17 protein-coding genes are annotated in these 15,884 nt (G+C 62.7%); 12 read left to right on the top strand and 5 right to left on the bottom strand.

Annotated features, from left to right (window positions below):
• Both A7D21_RS10410 and A7D21_RS10405 read right to left on the bottom strand, forming a co-directional pair.
• Entirely contained in the window at positions 1-666 is a 666-nt protein-coding gene (locus tag A7D21_RS10410; RefSeq protein WP_064451693.1) for a methionine ABC transporter permease, read from the bottom strand.
• 3 nt (positions 667-669) lie between these two features.
• Complete coding sequence (locus tag A7D21_RS10405) at positions 670-1,893, bottom strand: SfnB family sulfur acquisition oxidoreductase (protein ID WP_069551657.1); 1,224 nt, start codon at positions 1,891-1,893, stop codon at positions 670-672.
• Positions 1,894-2,118: 225 nt separating this feature from the next.
• On the opposite strand from A7D21_RS10405, the gene A7D21_RS10400 reads away from it, so the two are divergent.
• The 4 genes from A7D21_RS10400 to A7D21_RS10385 all read left to right on the top strand — a co-directional run bounded on the left by A7D21_RS10400 (position 2,119) and on the right by A7D21_RS10385 (position 6,082).
• Entirely contained in the window at positions 2,119-2,577 is a 459-nt protein-coding gene (locus A7D21_RS10400) for a VOC family protein (protein ID WP_053255321.1), read from the top strand.
• 236 nt (positions 2,578-2,813) lie between these two features.
• Entirely contained in the window at positions 2,814-3,689 is an 876-nt protein-coding gene (locus A7D21_RS10395; RefSeq protein WP_069551656.1) for an alpha/beta fold hydrolase, read from the top strand.
• A gap of 97 nt (positions 3,690-3,786) precedes the next feature.
• A complete protein-coding gene (locus tag A7D21_RS10390; protein WP_053255319.1) occupies positions 3,787-5,088 on the top strand; it encodes a dicarboxylate/amino acid:cation symporter in 1,302 nt (433 codons plus the stop codon).
• A gap of 79 nt (positions 5,089-5,167) precedes the next feature.
• On the top strand, positions 5,168-6,082 hold the full coding sequence (locus tag A7D21_RS10385) for a LysR substrate-binding domain-containing protein (RefSeq protein ID WP_053255318.1): 915 nt from the start codon (positions 5,168-5,170) through the stop codon (positions 6,080-6,082).
• Here the strand turns inward: A7D21_RS10385 and A7D21_RS10380 are convergent.
• The 3 genes from A7D21_RS10380 to leuC all read right to left on the bottom strand — a co-directional run bounded on the left by A7D21_RS10380 (position 6,063) and on the right by leuC (position 9,407).
• Positions 6,063-7,304: an MFS transporter gene (locus A7D21_RS10380; protein WP_069551655.1), complete on the bottom strand. Its 1,242-nt coding sequence runs from the start codon at positions 7,302-7,304 to the stop codon at positions 6,063-6,065. The genes A7D21_RS10385 and A7D21_RS10380 overlap by 20 nt on opposite strands.
• A gap of 73 nt (positions 7,305-7,377) precedes the next feature.
• Positions 7,378-7,992: a 3-isopropylmalate dehydratase small subunit gene (leuD, locus tag A7D21_RS10375; protein ID WP_053255316.1), complete on the bottom strand. Its 615-nt coding sequence runs from the start codon at positions 7,990-7,992 to the stop codon at positions 7,378-7,380.
• Positions 7,989-9,407: a 3-isopropylmalate dehydratase large subunit gene (leuC, locus tag A7D21_RS10370; protein WP_069551654.1), complete on the bottom strand. Its 1,419-nt coding sequence runs from the start codon at positions 9,405-9,407 to the stop codon at positions 7,989-7,991. Before leuC ends, leuD begins: the two co-directional genes overlap by 4 nt.
• 276 nt (positions 9,408-9,683) lie before the next feature.
• Between leuC and A7D21_RS10365 the strand changes: the two genes are divergently transcribed.
• The 8 genes from A7D21_RS10365 to A7D21_RS10330 are packed head-to-tail and all read left to right on the top strand — an operon-like array spanning position 9,684 to position 15,858.
• Positions 9,684-10,901 (top strand): PepSY domain-containing protein, encoded by a 1,218-nt coding sequence (locus A7D21_RS10365; protein WP_069551653.1) that lies wholly within the window; start codon positions 9,684-9,686, stop codon positions 10,899-10,901.
• Positions 10,898-11,437, top strand: coding sequence for a thiamine pyrophosphate-binding protein (locus A7D21_RS10360; RefSeq protein ID WP_069551652.1), 540 nt, complete (start codon positions 10,898-10,900; stop codon positions 11,435-11,437). Before A7D21_RS10365 ends, A7D21_RS10360 begins: the two co-directional genes overlap by 4 nt.
• Complete coding sequence (locus A7D21_RS10355) at positions 11,434-11,763, top strand: hypothetical protein (protein ID WP_069551651.1); 330 nt, start codon at positions 11,434-11,436, stop codon at positions 11,761-11,763. The genes A7D21_RS10360 and A7D21_RS10355 overlap by 4 nt, the downstream gene beginning before the upstream one ends.
• On the top strand, positions 11,760-12,320 hold the full coding sequence (locus tag A7D21_RS10350; RefSeq protein WP_069551650.1) for a DUF6162 family protein: 561 nt from the start codon (positions 11,760-11,762) through the stop codon (positions 12,318-12,320). The genes A7D21_RS10355 and A7D21_RS10350 overlap by 4 nt, the downstream gene beginning before the upstream one ends.
• A gap of 19 nt (positions 12,321-12,339) precedes the next feature.
• A complete protein-coding gene (locus tag A7D21_RS10345) occupies positions 12,340-13,260 on the top strand; it encodes a metal ABC transporter substrate-binding protein (protein ID WP_069551667.1) in 921 nt (306 codons plus the stop codon).
• Complete coding sequence (locus tag A7D21_RS10340; RefSeq protein ID WP_053255309.1) at positions 13,257-14,003, top strand: metal ABC transporter ATP-binding protein; 747 nt, start codon at positions 13,257-13,259, stop codon at positions 14,001-14,003. Before A7D21_RS10345 ends, A7D21_RS10340 begins: the two co-directional genes overlap by 4 nt.
• The gene (locus A7D21_RS10335) at positions 14,000-14,899 is read left to right on the top strand and encodes a metal ABC transporter permease (RefSeq protein WP_053255308.1); all 900 of its coding nucleotides are present in this window, start codon (positions 14,000-14,002) and stop codon (positions 14,897-14,899) included. The genes A7D21_RS10340 and A7D21_RS10335 overlap by 4 nt, the downstream gene beginning before the upstream one ends.
• Complete coding sequence (locus A7D21_RS10330) at positions 14,899-15,858, top strand: metal ABC transporter solute-binding protein, Zn/Mn family (protein ID WP_053255307.1); 960 nt, start codon at positions 14,899-14,901, stop codon at positions 15,856-15,858. The genes A7D21_RS10335 and A7D21_RS10330 overlap by 1 nt, the downstream gene beginning before the upstream one ends.
• Positions 15,859-15,884: the final 26 nt, after the last annotated feature.

The raw sequence follows: 15,884 nt of genomic DNA, 5'->3' as shown, positions 1-15,884 counted from the left end.
TTAACGGCGGCTATAACGCGCTACCAAACGGTCACCCGTCATCTGAAGGGCCTGCACCAGCACCAGCAAAAGCACCACGGTGACCACCATCACGTCGGTCTGGAAACGCTGATAGCCATAGCGAATCGCCAGGTCACCGAGGCCACCGCCACCGATCACCCCGGCCATGGCGGTGTAGTCCACCAGCACAATTGCGGTCACGGTCACCGCCGCCAGCAACCCGCCGCGAGCCTCCGGCAACAGCGTGTGGCGGACCACCTGCCAGGTACTGGCGCCCATGGACTGGGTTGCCTCCACCACACCGCGGTCCACCTCGCGCAACGCGGTTTCCACCAGCCGCGCAAAAAACGGGGTGCAGCCCACCACCAGCGGCGGGATGGTGCCCGGCACGCCGAGGGACGTGCCGACCAGCAACGTGGTCAGCGGGATCAACACAATCAGCAGGATGATGAACGGCAGCGACCGCAGCACGTTGACCACCACTGACAGCAACCGATACACCACCAGCGCTTCGTGCAACTGGCGCTTGCCGGTGAGAAACAGCAGCACGCCGAGCGGCAACCCCAGCAGCACGGTAAAACCCAGCGCGGCGCCGAGCATGCTCAGGGTTTCCAGGCAGGCTTGGCCGATGTCAGCCCAATAGATGTTTTTAAATAACTCGGCCATGCGTTATGACCAGTCGTGACGTGGCGGCTTGACGCCATTGAGCAACCAGTTGCCCACCACGTGGTATTTCCAGCGCACCGGGTCGTGCAGGGTGTGCACCCGCGCGTTGCGCCAGTGGCGGTCGAAGTTGTGCTTCTTCAGCGTCGAACGAGTACCGCCAAGTTCGAACAGTTTGTTGCTGGCTTCTATGGCGATTTCAGTCGTCAACACCTTGGCCCGAGCCACGGCCAGAGACGCGTGGGCGACGTTGTCTTCATTCGGTGCCGGGCGTGCGGCGTCCAGGGCAAAACCAGCGCGTTGCAACAGGGCTTCGGCGGCTTCCAGGCGAATATCCAGGGCGCCGACCTGGATGATGGTCAGCGGGTCTTCACTGGCTTTTTGCACCCCTGCGTCGATCCACGGCCGGGCAAATTGCTGCACGAACTGCACAGTGTCGCGCAACGCGGCACGGGCAATTCCGGCGTCGATGGCGGCGGTGGTCAGTTGTGCGAAAGGACCGGCCAGAGTCGGGGAATCGTAGGATTTATGCGTAGGAAACAGATTGAAAGCCGGCACCCGCAGGTTTTCCGCGAGCACGCTGCCGCTGCTGGTGGTGCGCTGGCCCATGCTGTCCCAGTCGTCGACCACCACCAGCCCTTTCGTGCCACGCTTGACGAAGGCCAGTTGCGCATTTTGCTGCTCATCCAGCGCCAGCACCGCCAGCCAGTGGGCGTACAGCGAACCGGTGCAATAGCCTTTGCGGCCGTTGATCACATAACCGTCGCCTTCGCGTCGAACAGTGGCCTGGATGTCCTGCACGTGCTTGCCGCCGGTTTCCGACAGCGCATTGGCAAAACGATGGCCTTGCAGCGCCAGGCCGAAGAAATGCGCCTGCTGCTCGGGCGTGCCTTGCAGGCGAATATCCTCCAGCAGGCAGTAGTGGTTCTGCGGGATCTGCCCCAGCGATGGGTCGGCCGCCGAGATAATCGCAATCACCTGGGCCAGCACCGCATAGGAGACTTGGGCGCCACCAAACTCGCGCGGCACGCTGATGCCCCACAGGCCGCTGTTGGAATACAGGTCGACCACCTCGGCGGGGACCTGGCGGGTGCGGTCGCGTTCGGCGTCCTGCTCCAGCAGCACGGCGGCGACGCGATGGGCGACGGCAATCGCCTGGGCTTCATCGCGGATCAGTTCGGCATGGGGTGCGTGAATGGGGTAATCGGCAGACACAGGCAGTACAGACATACAACGCTCTTGGGCGAATGGTTTGTCTGCTCTATTGCAGCTTCTGTGCCGTGCCCCGAAACAGGCGGCCTGGCCACCAAACCGAGATCGAAAACCGCCTTTGGCGCAGCAATCTGCCGGTTCACTGTTGCCGGGCCAACACCTCGTCGGCTACCCGCAAGGCGCGCGATACGTGGCCTATAGTGAATAACCCGTACCTCCATAACCCCAATCAAGGAGAACGACATGAGTGCCAAACCTATCCCCGAGGGTTATCACAGCGTTACGCCTTATATGGGCATCGACAACGCCGCCGAAGCCATCGCGTTCTACAAGAAAGCCTTCGGCGCCACGCAAGTCATGCGCCTGGACATGCCCGACGGCAAGGTCGGCCACGCCGAACTGCGCATCGGTGACTCGGCGCTCATGCTGGGCTCGCCCTGCGCTGAAATGGCATTGCGCAATCCGGATGAACACACCAGTGTCGGTCTGCACCTGTATGTGCACGACGTGGATGCGCAATTCGAACGCGCCGTTGCGGCCGGCGCCAGTGTAGTGTCAGAGCCCAAGGATCAGTTCTACGGCGACCGGTCGGCGAGCGTAAAAGATCCATTCGGCCACCTGTGGTTCCTGGCCACACGCAAAGAAGACCTGACCGAAGCACAGATCCGCCAGCGCGCCGAAGCGATGTTCACGCAAGGCTGAGATCGCGCCTGCCCCCCATCTGGTTTGCCTGCGATGCAGATACCTCGGCGTATCCGGGTCTATCGCGTCGATACCATCGCCGGCAAGCCCGCGCCCACAGGGGCCTCGTTGTTTGAACAATAGAGCCTGGCCGGCAGGCTCCTACACACTTCATGAACAACCCCTACACGCTTTCCCCCTTGCCCCAAATGCTGCGTGATTCCAGGATGCAGGCAATCATCACGAGGAGTCATTCCATGTTCGCCGGATTCCAAAAAGACCAGTGCCACGTCAACGGCGTGGACATCAGCTACCGCAAAGGCGGTACAGGTCCGGGTCTGCTCCTGCTGCACGGGCACCCGCAAACCCACGTCATCTGGCACAAAGTCGCCGAACAGTTGGCCGAGCATTTCAGCGTGGTGGCAGCCGACCTGCGCGGCTATGGCGACAGCAGCAAGCCGCCGGCCAACGATCACCACAGCAACTACTCGAAGCGGGAAATGGCCCGCGACGGCGTCGAACTGATGAAGGCGCTGGGCTTTGACACGTTCTCGGTACTGGCCCACGACCGTGGTGCCCGGGTCGCCCATCGCCTGGCGCTGGACCATCCCAAGGCCGTGCAACGCATGGTGCTGCTGGATATTGCGCCAACCCTGGCGATGTACGCCCAAACCGACGAGACCTTCGCCCGCGCCTACTGGCACTGGTTCTTCCTGATCCGCCCGGCGCCGCTGCCGGAGGCGTTGATCGAGAGCAACCCGCAACTCTACCTGCGCAGCGTGATGGGCAGCCGCAGTGCCGGGCTCAAGCCGTTTACCGATGAAGCCTTCGCCGAGTACCTGCGCTGCCTGCAACTGCCAGGTACGGCTCGCGGTATCTGCGAAGACTACCGCGCTGCCGCCGGTATCGACCTTGAGCACGACCAGGCGGATATCGACGCCGGCCACCACCTGAACCTGCCGTTGCTGGTGATGTGGGGCGCCGAAGGCACTGTCGGCCGCTGTTTCGAACCGCTTGAGGAATGGCAGAAAGTCGCCACCGATGTCCGTGGCAAAGCCCTGCCCGCCGGCCACTACATCGCCGAAGAAGTGCCTGAACTGTTGCTTGGCGAAGTCCTCGACTTCCTGCGCTGAGCCGTATGCCCCCGTGACCTGACGGACCCGCCTCGCCGGCTGAAAATGCCTGCGACGGGTTCGCTTTGCCCAAAAAAAGCCCCTCGAGATAATAACAATGACAATCCGAAAACTGCTGGGAACCCTCTACGTACAGGTGCTCATCGCGATCGCGCTGGGTGTATTGATCGGCCACGTATGGCCGCAAATCGGTATCGACCTCAAGCCGCTGGGCGACGGGTTTATCAAGCTGATCAAGATGATCATCGGCCCGATCATCTTCTGCACGGTGGTTTCCGGCATCACCAGCATGCACGATGTAAAACAGGTCGGCCGCGTGGGCGGCAAAGCGCTGCTGTACTTCGAGATCGTTTCGACCATCGCGCTGCTGATCGGCATTCTCGCTGCACACCTGCTGCACCCCGGCGTGGGTTTCAATATCGACGTGAAGACCCTCGACAGTTCAGCCATCGCCGGCTTTGTCGGCCAGGCGCAGCACAGTGAGGGCGTGACCGGGTTTCTGCTGAATGTCATCCCCGGGACCTTTTTCGATGCCTTCGCCAAAGGTGAAATTCTGCCGGTGCTGTTTATTTCCGTGCTGTTCGGCCTCGGCCTGGTGATGGTCGGTGAGAAAGCGCGGCCGCTGGTGAGTGTCATCAACCAGGCCAGCGAGGTGTTTTTCCGCATCGTGGCGATGATCAGCCGAGTAGCGCCTATCGGTGCCTTCGGCGCGATTGCGTTCACCATCGGCAAGTACGGCGTGGGCTCATTGCTGCCGCTGCTGAAGCTGGTCGGCACCTTCTATATCACCGCGTTGTTTTTTGTCGCGGTGGTACTGGGCAGCATCGCCCGTTACGCCGGCTTCAGCATTTTCAAGTTGATGGGTTACATCAAGTCGGAACTGCTGATCGTGCTCGGCACCAGCTCGTCGGAGTCGGCGCTGCCGCAACTGATCCAGAAACTCGAAAGCCTCGGCGCGTCCAAAGGCGTGGTGGGTATCGTGGTGCCGACCGGCTACACCTTCAACCTGGACGGCACCAACATCTATATGACCTTGGCGGTGTTGTTCCTGGCCCAGGCCACCAATATCGACCTGCCGCTGGAGCAACAATTGACGTTGCTGGCCGTGGCCATGCTCACCTCCAAAGGCGCCGGTGCCGTCGTCGGTGCCGGCTTTGTGGCATTGGCGGCGAGCCTGGCGGTGGTGCCGACCGTACCGGTGGCAGCGATGGTGCTGATCCTCGGTGTCGACCGCTTCATGGCTGAATGCCGCTCGCTGACCAATATCATCGGTAACGCCGTCGCCACGCTGGTGGTGGCCGCCTGGGAAGGTGAACTGGATCGCGACAAGATGGCGCCGATTGCCCTCAAACATGGCCGGCATGCGCGTGCCGCGCAAGCGAAGATTGCTGCCGAATAGGCATTCACGCCCAGCCGCGCCGGAAGGTGCGCGCATCCGGTGCTATGCTGGCGGCTCATGCCGCCACGCTTGTTTTCTGATGACTAACAAGAAAGATAACGTGCCCCTACCCGAAGACCTGCGGGTGTTCCTGACCGTGATTCGCAAGGCGGGTTTCGCCGCCGCTGCCGATGAGTTGGGGCTGTCGCCTGCGTATGTCAGCAAGCGCATCCAGATCCTCGAAACCACCCTGGCCACTCGCCTGCTGCACCGCACCAGCCGGCGCATCGCCCTCACCGAAGACGGTGAACGGGTGCAGCGCTGGGCCGTGCGCATCCTCGAAGACTTCCAGCAACTTTCCGATGAACTCTGCGACGCCCACGACAGCCCCCGTGGGCATCTGCATATGTGCAGCAGCTTCGGCTTTGGGCGCAACCATGTGGCGCCGGCCCTGTCGTTGCTGGCCGAACAATACCCGGACCTGGAAATCCGCCTGGACCTGTTCGACCGCGTGGTGGACATCGTCAGCGAAGGCTTCGACCTGGAAATTCGCGTGGGCGATGACATTCCCGGTCAACACATCGGCCGACGCTTGGTGAGCAACCGCCGAGTGCTGTGCGCGGCGCCGGCTTACCTGAAGCGTCGGGGCACCCCGCAACAGTTGAGTGACCTGGAGCAGCACGACTGCCTGGTGCTCAAGGAGCGTGACAACGCCTTTGGCATCTGGAACCTGGAGCGTGATGGCAGCGCGCAAAGTGTTCGCGTACGCGGGCCGCTGTCCTCCAACAATGGCGAGATCGTGTTGCAGTGGGCCCTGGACGGACGCGGGGTGTTGCTGCGCTCGATGTGGGATGTGAAGCCGCTGCTCGAACAAGGCAAGCTGGTACAGGTGTTGCACGGCTACACCCAGAGCGCCAACGTGTGGGCGGTATACCCGACGCGGTTGGCCTACTCCGGGAAATTAAGAGCGTGTGTGGAATTTTTGCAGGAGCACTTCAAGGGGTTGTCGATCTGACGCCCCGATTGGCGCTGTAACCCAGCCATAGGCCCATGACCACCAGGGCGGTCAACGGCAGCCCGTGGAACAACACAATCACTTGGGCCGGCGCCCACGTCAGGTAGAACGGCCCGACCACGAGCATGCCTACGCCAAAGCCGGCCATCTGGATCAGGGTCAATAAACTGAACAGCGGCAGGCGCAGGCTATCCGGTTCACTCTGCGCGCGGGAAACCAAGGCCACCTCGGAAATACCATCTCCCAACCCCGCCCACACCACCCACACCAGCGCCAGCCACAGTTCGCTTTGTTGGAAGGTCAGGATAAAGCCGCTGGACATCAGCGCCACACCGGCCATAAACAGGCGCTCCATGCCTGCGGTACCACGATTTTTCAACACGGCACTGGCCAGCCGCGCGCCCACGAACTTGCCACAGGCCCAAACCGCCAGCAGGTAGCCCATCACGGTTTTTGCCGTATCGGGCGAAATGTACTGGGACAACACCGGCCAGCCGACGTTATGCGCAGCGCTGCCAAGGGTGTCGAGCAGGCTGATCAATAACATCGCGGCCAGCACCGGCGCGCTCCGCAGGCCTTTCTTCAGTTCATGCCATTCAGCCGCGAGGCCTCGATGCACGGACATCGCACCTGAGTACAACGCCCGCAACGGCAGGATCAGGCAGGCGGCAACGATATAGGTGCCGATGTTCACGGCAAACACGGCTTCGAATCCCGCCGTGGCAATCAGCCCCCCGGACAACAAGCTGCCAAACACCGCACCGGTGGCGGCTGCAGAAGTAATCCATGCATTGGTGGAAACCCGCTGCTCCAGCGCTACCCAGGTGGGCAACTGACTGTTCAGGCCAATCGCAAACAACGAATTGCACAAGCCGATGCCAAACGCGATGAAGGGCAGCACGCTGAGCTGCTGTGTCGGTATCAACACCAGCAGCGGCACCAGCAATAAGGCTCGGGCAAGGTCCAGCCCGGCCAACGTGCCTCGTCCGGCAAAGCGCCTGAAAAAAGCAATCCCGAACAGGCTCGCAAGGATTCCACCGGTAACGCGGCACGCCAGGAAGACACTGACAAACATCACGCTGTGGCTGAGCCAATACACGTAAGTGGACAACGCCACCATGTTGAGGAACGCGCCGAAATCCGACACCCCGCGCGCGAAGATGATCAAGCGTGCATTGCGGGTCGAGCGCGTTGATTCAGGCTCAACGTTCAGCACGTGCATGGCAGAGACTTCCTTTTCTTATAATGAGCCGACGTCCTTGTCGGTCCCACTTAAGTCTACGGCGCCCGGTGTGTCAACCAAGCCAGGGGTTGGCCGCCAGGTGCCTGCGCTCGAACGCCTGGATCTGGTCACTGCGCTGCAAAGTGCTGCCAATCGCATCCAGGCCGAGCAGCAGCGCGGTCTTGCGCAAGGTGTCGATCTGGAAGGGGATCACCTGGCCGTCCGCGAGGCGAATCTGCTGCGCCTGCAGATCCACACTGATCTGCGCCTGTTCAGGCTGGCTTACGGTCTGCCCGAGCGCCTGCAGCAGCGCATCGTCCAGAGTGATCAACAACACGCCGTTACGCTGGCAGTTGTCATAAAAAATCCCGGCAAAGCGGCTGCCGATCAGCGCGCGAATCCCCATTTGCTTCAAGCCCCACACCGCATGCTCACGGCTGGAGCCACAGCCGAAGTTCGGCCCGACCACCATAAAGCACGCGCCCTGCCAGGCCGGCTGGTTGAGCACGAATGCCGGGTTGGGCTCGCCTGACGCGAGGAAGCGCAGGTCGAAGAACAACCCTCGGTCGAGACCGCTGCGGTCGATGCCCTTGAGAAATTGCTTGGGCATGATCACGTCGGTGTCGATATTCGCTGCAAGCATCGGCGCAGCCTTGCCGGTGACCTGGGTGAACGGTTGCAGGCTCATGCGCGGTCTCCAAAGTGACGAATATCGGTGAGGCGGCCGGTGATGGCGGCGGCGGCGACCATGGCCGGGCTCATCAGGTGAGTGCGGGCGCCGGCGCCCTGGCGCCCTTCGAAGTTGCGGTTGGTGCTGGACGCGCAGCGGTCGCCGGGGGCCAGCACATCGTCGTTCATCGCCAGGCACATCGAGCAGCCGGACTGGCGCCATTCGAAGCCGGCGTCGATAAAGATCGCCGCGAGCCCTTCGGCTTCGGCCTGGTCGCGCACGGCGGTGGAGCCGGGGACAATCATCGCCCGTACGTGGTCGGCCACGTGTTTGCCGCGCACCACACTGGCAGCGTCGCGCAGGTCCTCGATGCGGGCATTGGTGCAAGAGCCGATAAACGCATGGCTGATCACGATATCGCTCAGCGGCATGCCGGCCTCCAGGCCCATGTAATTCAGCGCGCGGCGCATGTCCTGGCGCAGGATCAGGTCGCTCACCTCTTGCGGGTCGGGCACGCGGGCGCCGATGGGGGCGGCCTGGTCGGGGCTGGTGCCCCAAGTGACCATGGGTTCCAGGGTGCTGGCATCGAGCTGCACTTCTTGATCAAACACGGCGTCGGCATCCGAATGCAGCTGGCGCCAGCCGACCAGTGCCTGTTCCCACAACGCGCCTTTCGGCGCGCGAGGCTTGCCCTTGAGGTAGGCGAAAACTTTTTCGTCCGGCGCCATGAATGCGCCGCGCGCACCGGCTTCCACGGCCATGTTGCAGATGGTCATGCGCGCTTCGACACTCAGCGCATCCACGGTGGAACCGCGAAACTCAATGGCGTAGCCGGTGGCACCGGACGCGCCGATCTTGCCGATCAGCGCCATGATCACGTCCTTGGAGGTCAGGCCGCGCGCCAGTTTGCCGTCGACGGTCACACGCATGCTTTTCAGGCGCTTGTAGACCAGGGTCTGCGAGGCCAGCAGGTGCTCGATTTCGGAGGTGCCGATGCCAAACCCGAACGCGCCCAATGCGCCGTAGGTGGTGGTGTGGCTATCACCGGCGGCGATCACCATGCCCGGCAAAATGAAGCCCTGCTCCGGCGCAATCACGTGTTCGATGCCTTGGCGCTTGTCGAGGATATCCAGCAGCTCGATGCCGAAATCCTGGCAGTTTTCCGCCAGGTACGACACCTGCCGCGCGCCGCCCGCATCGGGCATCGCCGCGATACGCGTGGGCGTGGTGGGGTTTACATGGTCAACCACCGCCAGCGCCGTGCCAGGGCGCCAAACCTTACGCCCGGCCTCGCGCAAGCCGCTGAACGCCTGGGGGCTGGTGTATTCGTTGATCACCTGGCGGTCAATGTACAGAAGGACATGGCCCTGGTCGTCCAGGGGGCACACCGTATGGGAATCGATGTGTTTGTCGTAGAGGGTTCTGGCAGTCATTTTTTCTTCGGGCTCACTCAACGGTGTGCCCCCATCCTACGCAGCCCCCCGGCCCCATCAATGGCACCTGGGTGATGGCTTGGAACATGTTTCGTGTTCGATCAAGGCGCGAAAAGCCCAGTGAATGCGAACCTGAAACATTTTCTTTCATTTGCGGCTTGGGGATTTCTCATGCTCATCCGTCTTAACTTAGATACAGCCCGTCGCGTCAGCAAAAGCTACGACCGGCCTTTTCCGGGCCTCCATCGCCCTCCTTCGTTCAAGACCCGTATTCACATGTCTAACGTTCACACGTCAAAGAAGTCACGTTCAAAACTCTGGTTTCTGGTGCACAGCTGGCTGGCGTTACCCATCTGGTTTTTTGTGCTGATCGTCTGCGTGACCGGCACCCTGGCGGTGGTCAGCCAGGAAATCGTGTGGCTGGCCAACCCGGATATCCGTGCAAGCAAGCCGTCGGAAGATGCCCGGATGCTGAGCTTTGACCAGGTGATCGCCGCGATCAAACGCGAAGAGCCCCAAGTGATTGTGCAGTCGATCATCCGCCCGGACGAAACGCACTTCGCCCTCAGTGTCGACCTCAGCTACCCGGATGGGCGCTCCGTCGAGGCCTACGTCAACCCCTACACCGGGGCGATCCAGGGCATCAGCCCAGCCTTCGATTTCAAGCAATTTACCCGCGCCCTGCACGGCTGGTGGCTGGTGCCGTTCACGAATGGCTTCAGTTGGGGCTGGTACCTGGTCTCGGCGCTCGGCCTGCCGTTGCTGGCGTCACTGGTGACCGGGCTGGTGGTCTACAAGCGTTTCTGGAAGGGTTTTCTGCGACCGACCCTGCGTATCCGTCACGGTGCGCGAATCTTCTGGGGGGACTTCCATCGCCTGAGCGGGATCTGGTCAATCTGGTTTATCGCGGTGATTTCCATCACCGGCACCTGGTTCCTGATCCAGGCGATCCTGGGGGACAACCAGATTTCCATCTCCAGCGAACCGATCGTCCCCGTGATCGCCCGTGAGAAGGTGCCGATGTCCACGCCGGGTGTGCCGGCACCGATGATCCCACTGGACGACGCCATCGAGATTGCCAGCCAACGCATTCCCGGGCTGGATGCGACGTTTGTGTTCCTGCCGCTCAACGCCTATAGCCACCTGCAAATCGGCGGGCGCGGCTGGTACCCGCTGATGTTCCAGACGGCCCAACTCAACCCGTACAGCGGCGAGATCGCGGTGTCGCACTTGCTGTCCGACCGCTCAACGCTGGAGTTCGTCACCGAATCCATGCGCCCGCTGCACACCGGCGACTTTGGCGGGCTGTGGATCAAGCTGATCTGGGCGTTCTTCGGCCTGGTGCTGAGCATGATGGTGTTGAGTGGCCTGCTGATCTGGACCAAGCGCACCGCCCTGGCCACCCTCAATGCACTCAAGCGCAGCAATAAGGCCTCGCGCCAACCGGCCGCCCTCCCCGCCAGGCAGGCTGAAACCTCGGAGGCCAACGGATGAGCAAGGTCACTGCTGCTACACCGCCTTCGAGGCTGCGCGCTGTTTGGCTGAAATGGCGGTTCCATATCAACATCCTGCTGTTGCTGGTACCCCTGGGGTTCATGCCCAAATACTTCGCCGATTCCGCACTGTTTCGCGGTGACACCGGGATTGGCGAGCGGGTCGTCGGCGACGTGCAGGTCGGGCCCTGGAGCCTGACACTCGCCGAATTCCGCAACGAAGGCCCGAGCCCGGACCCGGCCGGCCCGATGAAATTCTTCAACGCCGCCCTGTGTGACACCTGTGCCGCGCAGGTCAAGGCCACCTACCTGCGTATCGGCAAACCACGCAGCTTGCGCGCCGCCGGGGTGATCTTCTTTGGTACGCCTTACCGCATGGGCGCCGCATTGCCGGTGCCTGAGCGCACGCCGGTCGATGCCGAACTGTGGGTCACCATGGAAGGCTGGGACGGCACGATGCACCAGGGTTCCATCCCGCTAAGCCAGGCCTCGCCTGCCACCATTGCCTGGCTGAACAAGCAAGGAGTTAAACCATGACGTTCAAGCACCTGACCCACTCCGCTGCGGCGCTATTGCTTTGCGCAGGTTTCAGTACCACCGCCCTGGCCCACAACCCGATGTGCGAATGCAAGGAAATCCCCGGCGAGCAGATCCAGTGCACCGGCGGTTTCTCCGACGGCAGCGGCGCCCCGGGCGTGACCCTGGACGTCATCGGCTACGACGAAACCATCCTGCTGCCCGGCAAACTCGGCCAGGACTCGACCCTGACCTTCAAAAAGCCCGCCGCCGAGTTCTATGTGCTGTTTGATGCGGGCCCCGGCCACGTCGTTGAAATCGACCAAGCGGATATCCAGCCTCAATGAGCACGACGCAGGTTGTACGCCCCGCCGGTGCCGGCCACGAAACCCTCTACGTGTTGCTGCTGTGCCTGATCATCCTCGCGGTGGCCGGTTCGGTGGTGGCCCTGCACAGTGAAACCCAGGAAGTCGCGGCGCTGCCCAGCCACCAGTTGGACGCCCGTCGCGACCTCAGCGCATCCGAACAAGGCATCTACGCCGACCTGCGGGTGACCCTGGATGAAATCCAGCTGCTGCAACAGGAGCACAGTGCCCTGCCGACGCCTGCGCAACTGGCCGAAGCAGGTTTTGCACCGTTTGCCCAGGACGCCAGTTCGGTCAGCCGTGGCGGCCACCGCTGGACGTTGCTGGCGCCTGCTGCCTATTTGGGCCTGAGCCAGACGCCGAGCGCCAGCGGCTCGCTGCTGATGCGCGTGCACGGTGCCGAGGCGGATATCTGGCTCAACCGCCAAGCCCATCTCGCCCCCCCTTCCGACCTCACTGACCAGGCGCTGATCGCCGCCGGCTGGCAACAGGTGGTCGCGCAATTCGATGCCGGCGTTACGCGCCAGCACCGTCACTGAACGAGAAGACCGAGTGCCCATGTCTATTTCATCTCCCCTGTTGCGCCTGTTGCTGGTTAGCCTGTTCAGCCTGATGCTGGCGCCCTTGGCAAATGCCGAGGCGGCCAAACGCTTGCGTATCGGCATCACCCTGCACCCTTATTACAGTTACGTGGCTAACATTGTCGGCGACAAAGCCGACGTGGTCCCGCTGATTCCGGCAGGCTTCAACCCGCATGCCTACGAGCCTCGCGCCGAAGACATCAAGCGCATCGGCACCCTCGATGTGATCGTGCTCAACGGCGTCGGGCATGACGATTTCGCCGACCGCATGATCGCCACCAGCGAGCGCCCGCACATCCCGGTGATCGAGGCCAACGCCAACGTGCCGTTGCTCGCCGCCACGGGGAATGCCGCGCGTGGCGCGGGCAAGGTGGTCAACCCGCACACCTTCCTGTCGATCAGCGCGTCGATTGCCCAGGTCAACAACATCGCCCGCGAGTTGGGCAAGCTTGACCCGGACAATGCCAAGGCCTACACCCAGAATGCCCGCGCCTACGGCAAGCGCCTGCGCCAGATGCGCGCCGACGCCCTGGCTAAGCTGACCAGCGCGCCCAACCCCGACCTGCGCGTGGCCACCGTGCACGCCGCCTACGACTACCTGCTGCGCGAATTCGGCCTGGAAGTCACCGCCGTAGTCGAGCCCGCCCACGGTATCGAGCCAAGCCCCAGCCAGTTGAAAAAAACCATCGACGAACTGCGCGCCCTGGATGTGAAGGTGATCTTCTCGGAGATGGATTTCCCGTCCACCTACGTCGAGACCATCCAGCGTGAATCCGGGGTCAAGCTGTACCCGCTGTCGCATATTTCCTACGGCGAATACACACCTGAAAAATACGAAGTGGAAATGACCGGCAACCTCAACACCGTGGTGCGGGCGATTCAGGAGTCGGGGGCATGACAGCGGCGGAGCAACTCAAAGCGGCCAGCGTCGGCCCAACCCTGGACTTCGATAACGTGTCACTGACCCTGGGTCGCACGGTGATTCTTGACGCTGTCAGTTTCCAGGTAGAACCGGGCAGCATTCATGCGTTGGTCGGCCCGAACGGCGGCGGCAAAAGTTCGCTGATCAAGACGCTGTTGGGGCAAACGCCGCACCACGGTCAATTGCGCCTGCAATGGCCAACGACGCCCGGCACCATCGGGTACGTGCCCCAGGCGCTGGAATTCGACCGGGGCTTGCCGATGACGGTGGACGACTTCATGGCCGCCATGTGTCAACGCCGCCCGGCGTTTCTGGGCCTGTCCAAACACTACGCCGCCGCGATTGGCGAGGCGCTGGAACGGGTGGGTATGCAGGACAAGCGCAAACGCCGCATGGGCGCGTTATCCGGTGGTGAGCGTCAGCGTGTGTTACTGGCCCAGGGCCTGATCCCGTCGCCCCACCTGCTGGTGCTGGATGAACCGATGTCGGCCCTCGACGAGGCGGGTATCCAGGTGTTCGAACGGCTGCTGAATGACTGGCGGCTGGCCGGGATCACCGTGCTGTGGATCGAACACGACCTGGAAGCCGTCGGCCGTCTCGCCGACCGCGTCACCGGCCTGAACCGCCGCGTGCTGTTCGACGCCACCCCCAACGCGGCGCTGACCCCGGACCGCCTGCTGACCCTGTTCTCCACCCACCCGCGGAGCTCGGCGCCATGAGTTATGAAGCGTTTCGTTTGATGGTCCAGGGCTGGGCCTCGTCCGGGTACCTGCCGGAAGCGTTGGCCTATGGGTTTGTGGTCAATGCCTTGCTCGCCGGTTTGCTGATCGGCCCGGTACTCGGCGGCCTGGGGACGCTGGTGGTGGTCAAACGCTTTGCGTTTTTCTCCGAGGCTGTCGGGCATGCCGCGCTGACCGGCGTGGCCGTGGGCATTCTGCTCGGCGAACCCTATACCGGGCCCTATGGCGCGCTGTTCGGCTACTGCCTGCTGTTCGGCATCCTGCTCAATTACCTGCGCAACCGCACCGGCCTGGCGCCGGACACCTTGATCGGCGTGTTCCTGTCGGTGTCACTGGCATTGGGCGCCAGCCTGCTGTTGATCCTGGCAGGCAAGATCAACGTGCATATCCTGGAAAACGTGCTGTTTGGCTCAGTGTTGACGGTGAACGCCAATGACTTGCTGGTGCTGGGCGTGGTTGGCTCGCTGGTGATGGCCCTGGCGCTGCCACTGTATAACCGCATCATGCTGGCCAGCTTCAACCCGCAACTGGCAGCGGTGCGCGGTGTGGCGGTGAAGACGCTGGACTACTTGTTCGTGATCCTCGTGACACTGATCACCGTGGCGGCCGTCAAGGTGATCGGCGCCATCCTGGTGGGCGCGCTGCTGGTGATTCCGGCCGCCGCGGCGCGCCTGCTGAGCCAGTCGCTCAAAGGGTTTTTCTGGGTATCGGTGGTGATTGCCACACTCAGCACGCTGTGCGGCATCCTGCTGCCGATCATCTTCGACCTGCCCATCCCCTCCGGCGCCGCGATCATTCTGGTCGCCGGTATCGCCTTCGCCTTCGCCGCCATCGCGCGCGGCACCGTGCCCAGCCTCAAAGGGAATCTTGGATAATGCGCCCTGTCGTTCGCCCACTGGCCCTGGCCATCGCTTGTTTGCTCAGCACCTCGGCGCTGGCCGTCGACGGCCTCGACCCCAAGGCATTCAAAGTCAACCAAGGCCTCGGCCATGCCGCCCTGACCCAAACCAAAAAAACGGTCAAGGTCCTGGCTTCTTTGCCCATCACCTACGGGCTGGCCGAGGTGCTGCTCAAGGGCACCGACGTGCAGCTTGAGCGGGCTGCGCCGGCCAACCTGCCCGGCTCGCGCCAGGTGTCCTACTTCACGGGCCGTGGCGCCCCGGCGCTGAATACCCTGGCGCAGGATGCCGACGCCGCCATCGGCCTGCGCTCGCTGTGGGCAGACGACCCGCTGTACCCGGTGGCGCGGCGCAGCAATATCCGTATCGTCGAAGTCGACGCCGCGCGCCCGGTGGACGGCGGTTTGCCAGGCATCGCCGTGCAACCTGGCAGTGCTGATGGCTTGAACAGCCAGCCCTGGCAGTCGGGCAACAATATGGGACGCATGGCCGATGTGATGGCCGCCGACCTTGGCCGCCTGGCGCCCAGCGCCAAACCGAAGATCGACGCCAACCTGGCGGCCCTCAAGCAACGCCTGCTCAAGCTCAGCGCCCACAGCGAGGCGCGGCTGGCCAAGGCGGACAACCTGAGTGTGGTCAGCCTGAGCGATCACTTCGCGTATCTGGTCAGCAGCTTGAACCTGGACGTGGTCGCTACCGATGCACGGCCGGATGCGGACTGGACGCCACAAGCGTTGCAGGCATTCAGTGCGCGCTTGAAGGACAACGACGTGGCAGTGGTGCTGCAGCATCGTCAGCCGAGTGAAGCGGTTAAAGCGGCGGTGACGGCAGGTGGTGCGCAACTGCTGGTGTTGAATGTCGACGGCGCGGACCCGGTGGCAGAGCTGGAAACCAATGTGGATCAGCTCATTAAAACCCTCACCCCTGATACCTGACCGCCAGAGTTTTCGTGGCGAGCGGG

Origin of the sequence: Pseudomonas sp. AP19, assembly GCF_001728855.1 — a bacterium.
GTDB lineage: Bacteria > Pseudomonadota > Gammaproteobacteria > Pseudomonadales > Pseudomonadaceae > Aquipseudomonas > Aquipseudomonas fluorescens.
Note: the sequence above shows the minus strand (reverse complement) of the source record. Positions and strands in the feature narration are given on the sequence as shown.